6 protein-coding genes and 2 pseudogenes are annotated in these 4,342 nt (G+C 29.7%); all 8 read left to right on the forward strand.

The window, feature by feature from the left end; all coding sequences use genetic code 11:
• Positions 1-251: 251 nt before the first annotated feature.
• Positions 252-1,316, forward strand: a complete 1,065-nt coding sequence (locus WGMM_RS02110) for an AI-2E family transporter (RefSeq protein WP_038249390.1) — start codon at positions 252-254, stop codon at positions 1,314-1,316.
• Positions 1,317-1,445: 129 nt separating this feature from the next.
• Entirely contained in the window at positions 1,446-2,081 is a 636-nt protein-coding gene (locus tag WGMM_RS02115; RefSeq protein WP_038249392.1) for a DnaA ATPase domain-containing protein, read from the forward strand.
• A 206-nt stretch (positions 2,082-2,287) separates the two neighbouring features.
• Positions 2,288-2,458 carry a hypothetical protein gene (locus WGMM_RS06595; RefSeq protein ID WP_240991859.1) on the forward strand — a complete coding sequence of 57 codons (171 nt, stop codon included), beginning with the start codon at positions 2,288-2,290 and terminating at the stop codon, positions 2,456-2,458.
• Positions 2,459-2,689: 231 nt separating this feature from the next.
• Positions 2,690-3,001 (forward strand): site-specific integrase, encoded by a 312-nt coding sequence (locus tag WGMM_RS06605; protein ID WP_240991860.1) that lies wholly within the window; start codon positions 2,690-2,692, stop codon positions 2,999-3,001.
• Between the two features lie 45 nt (positions 3,002-3,046).
• A complete protein-coding gene (locus WGMM_RS06610; protein WP_240991861.1) occupies positions 3,047-3,406 on the forward strand; it encodes a tyrosine-type recombinase/integrase in 360 nt (119 codons plus the stop codon).
• A gap of 55 nt (positions 3,407-3,461) precedes the next feature.
• A pseudogene (locus tag WGMM_RS07200) lies at positions 3,462-3,625 on the forward strand (lysophospholipid acyltransferase family protein); the annotation flags it as partial.
• A gap of 1 nt (position 3,626) precedes the next feature.
• Positions 3,627-4,187, forward strand: a pseudogene (locus tag WGMM_RS02125) (lysophospholipid acyltransferase family protein); the annotation flags it as partial.
• Between the two features lie 51 nt (positions 4,188-4,238).
• Positions 4,239-4,342: 30S ribosomal protein S20 (locus tag WGMM_RS02130; protein ID WP_240991866.1), on the forward strand; the 104-nt coding region annotated here is incomplete at its 3' end.

Raw genomic sequence — 4,342 nt, forward strand, 5'->3', positions numbered from 1 at the left:
AGAAGCTTTCCTCTCTATCCAAGATTCTTTCCGAAAAATAAAATTTCTGACATCATATAAAAGTTACTTCCCCTATTAACTAGCATAATTATGATAGCAAAAGAGATATTTAGAGAGCTCAAAATCTATCTTTGCCTGCGGATTAAACAACTAAATTTTAGTAAAAAACGATAGTATTACAAATCGTAAAATACTTTCAACATAGGAAAAATAAATTGCATATTTTTCAGTAAATTAGCTATGCTAAACACATGCAAAAACGTCATATAACTATTTGTTTCATACTGCTTCTTATAATAGGGATGTTATTCCTGATGCGTACTATGATTTTTCCATGTTTAATATCTATTATTATTGCATATTTGTTTAATCCGTTAGTAATTAAGTTTGAAAAGTATAGAATACCATGTTCATGTTCTGTAATTTTTATAATACTTGTTTTATTAATAGCTTTTATACTAGTCATAACATTTGTTTTACCTATTATATATGTTCAAATTACTTCAATATTAAATTTCTTAGTGAGTAAAGTGCCTTCATTAGAGCTTAAAGTAATCCCCTCTGTATTAGAATTTCTTAATATAAAAATCGAGGATAGCTTATTTGATCACTTATCTAAAAATCTTGCAGAAAATTACAGCAACTATGTATCTTGTTTCATGAATGCTCTTGATATTGCTAGTAACTTTATAATCCAAGTGTTAAGTTCAAGCTTTAACACGGTATCATTAATGGTGATTACTCCTGTAGTGTTTTTCTATATATTACGTGATTGGCCTTTAATTATAGAAAAAGCTAATAAATTAATCCCTATTCCTTACAGGGGAAAAATTGCAGATTATTTTTTCAAAGTGGATTTCATTATATCTAATTATCTAAAGGGGCAGGTAAATGTATGTATTGTCATGATGATCTTTTACTCTGTAAGCCTGAGCATAATCGGATTGAAACACTCTATTGTTATTGGAATTTTATCAGGAATGTTAACGTTCATACCTTACGTAGGGCCATTATTATATACCATTATTGGGTTTTTGAGCGCTATCACTCAATTTAGTGGATGGTTTGAAAGTGCTGCTGTTTTGCTATTATTTGGTGTTGGGCAATTAATAGATTCAAACATATTAGTTCCTTTATTAATAGGAAAAAAAGTTCATATGCATCCAACTGTAATTATTCTGGGAATTACTATATGCGCTTCATATTTTAGATTTACAGGTATATTACTTTTTATTCCAATAATAGCAATGTTCAATGTATCAGTAGAATATGCAATCAATAAATATTTTAAAAGTGAGCTTTATAAAAACGGCTAACAGACCTTTTGCATAATCAATTTATGGTAAGAGGAGAAATGAGCCCAGAATACCTGACACATTTGAGGAGCGTAAGTAAATTTCTGCGCAAAAATTACTACCAGAAAGAGGTTACGTAAGAGGTTCAACGTGCAATTAAATTTATTTAACAACAATCAAGCTGATTATAGCCGGCAAAATTACATCATCTTAGATGAAAATAAGCACGTATATAATTCGGTAGTTAATGATTTATCTTGGAAATGTCTGATTCTTTTTGGACCTAAAAGCTCCGGTAAAACTCATCTTGCTTATATTTGGCAATCAATAAACGATGCAATCTTTATCAATGTGAATAACTTCGTAAGCGAGATTAGGTATAGCGATGCTTTTATTTTAGAAGACGTACAAAACATTAAAGATGAAGCAATGTTATTACATTGTTACAATTACATGAAAGAAAACGACAAGAGGCTGCTAATCACTTCTTCAATTTCACCAAAAAAGCTTAACTTCAAACTAAGAGATTTAAGTTCTCGAATATTATCAACTATCAGCGTAAAAATTTTGCCTGCAAGCGAGGAATTATTAAGAATTATGCTAATAAAACGATTTTCAGATAAACAGTTAAAAATTGATTTAAAAGTGATTAATTATATTTTAGCAAGAATAGAACGTTCTTTCTATAGCATTGATAAAATTATAGAAAAGATAGATAATGAATCTATAGGGTCAAATGTGACCGTTCCTTTTATTAGCACTTTATTAAAAAAAGATGCCATTTGATTTCTTCTTTTGTAAAGGTGTATATTAAAAAATTTATTAACACCCATAACACTAACGTAATTGGAATCTCTATCTGTCCATGTTAGAATTATAATCAATGTTATGTTATAATAAATATAGATAGATACAGCTAAGAAGTATTCTATATTTATAGTAGAGCTCACTTTATAAGGTGTTTTTTATAGATTTAACGTTATAATTTAACTATGATAAGAGTAAGATTAAATTTAAGAAAAAGGTTAAAGCAAAAGTTTGTGATGTTCACTCTATTGGTAAATGCTTTATTTGTCTCATATTTTCTCATAAGAAACACAGGGAACACTTCTAATCAAATTATAGCCAAAGAAATAAATATAGGAACTGATAATGAAAAATAAACAGTCGCAAAATAAAAAAGAAAANCTTTACATAACATATTACATAGATGCTTTAGCATTAGGTCCGCTGCACAAAATACTCTGGAAAGTTATCGTTCGGATTTACACCAGTTTGAAGAATTTTTATTGGAAAGCGGCACTACCTTGGTTGGTGTAAACAAAACCAATATTAAAGATTTATGTACACAAAAATAATTTAAAAGTAGCTCTATATCAAGAAAAATATCCGCTATGAAAAATTTTTACAAGTGTCTATTTAATGACGGAATAATAGATTTTAATCCAGCGCCGGCTAATGATGCTGAATTAAAGAATCCAAAGGTTTCTCGTCCTTTGCCTAAGTATTTAAGTGTCGAAGAAATATTTTTGCTAATGGACACAGTGAGAAAATCAGCAAGCGAATCGAATAAAGAGATAAGCAGTAAAAGGCTATGTGCGATTTTAGATATCCTTTACTCTTCTGGAATGCGTGTTTCTGAACTAATTAGTATGAAATTATGTGAAGTGTCACATTTAATAAACAGTAATAACAAAGAATGCTAAGGAAAAAGTGGTAGAGAGAGGCAAATTCTTTTTAATGAACAAGCATTGCAGAGCCTTAGAAATTATTTATCAGTTCGTGATAATCTGATCTCTAAAGAAAAGGAATCCGATTGGCTATTCCCAGGTGATAAACCTAATAAACTAATTACAAGGCAGAGGGTCAGTCAATTAATGAAGGAGTTGGCAAGAAAATGCAATATTGATGAAAATAAGATCTCTCCACACGTGATTAGGCATTCTTTTGCTGCCCATCTACTAAATAGCGGAGCAAATATTGTGTTGATACAGAAAGTTCTTGGCCATACTAACCTTTCTACAACACAAATATATACTCATATTGCTAACGAAAAGTTAAAGGACAAATTAGCTGATTCGCATCCTATTACTCAGATGATCAGTAATTAAATTTATTGTTTTTAATTTGTAATAAAGTTAAATTTAAATAAATTTATGTGAGTTTGTGATTTCAAGTTTATTGTTTAATTTCTTTCTTATATTATGGGAGGTATTCTATACTTTCATTACTCTCCCTGTAATTTTCTTTTCTGAGTGTGTAATAACCATTTTCCTCGTCTGTTCGGTGAGAGTTGTATTATTCATGCTGCGTTTATTATGTGGCATTAANTATGAAGTGAGGGGAATGGAAAACATCCCTAAGCAACCTTTTATGATTGCATCTAAACACCAATCTCCATTTGAAACATTTTTTTCTATACTACTATTTAGAAAAGCGGTTTTTATTTTAAAACGTGAATTGAAATGGATTCCATTCATTGGTTTGCATCTTATAGCGCTGAAAATGATTTTTATTAACCGTTCAGATGGTATCAGTTCTATACGCCATATAATCAAACTAGCAAAAATGCGTATAAAAGAAAATAGAAGCATAATAATATTTCCTGAAGGTACAAGAACAACTATAAACCAAAATATAAAATATCAACCAGGTATTGCTGCTTTATATAGCGTATTATCTGTTCCTGTGTTACCGGTTGCTTTAAACACTGGTTTGTTTTGGCCAAAAAGCATACTTTCTCTGAGAAAGAATCCCGGAAAGGCAGTAATAGAAATATTGCCCCCAATATATCCTGGGTTAAACAAAAATGAATTCTTGCAAAGTTTAGAAAAAATTATTGAAGAGAGAAGCAGTAGATTAACCATAGGAAAAACTGATATTGCAAATTAACAAAAAAACTTTATAATTAAAAGAAAAGTACAGTATTTTAGGTATTAATATATGGCAAATCATAAGAGTGCTAAAAAAATGATAAACGTAATAGCAAAGCGCACTTTAATAAATAAGATGCGGAAAAGTAAAACTCGCACCTCTATTAGAAAATT

Source organism: Wolbachia endosymbiont of Glossina morsitans morsitans, from assembly GCF_000689175.1.
GTDB lineage: Bacteria > Pseudomonadota > Alphaproteobacteria > Rickettsiales > Anaplasmataceae > Wolbachia > Wolbachia pipientis.

What these genes read in the sequence shown, in the direction of transcription:
- WGMM_RS02110 (WP_038249390.1), top strand. Translation starts at nt 252, where the DNA reads ATGCAAAAACGTCATATAACTATTTGTTTCATACTGCTTCTTATAATA.
- WGMM_RS06605 (WP_240991860.1), top strand. Translation starts at nt 2,690, where the DNA reads ATGAAAAATTTTTACAAGTGTCTATTTAATGACGGAATAATAGATTTT.
- WGMM_RS06595 (WP_240991859.1), top strand. Translation starts at nt 2,288, where the DNA reads ATGATAAGAGTAAGATTAAATTTAAGAAAAAGGTTAAAGCAAAAGTTT.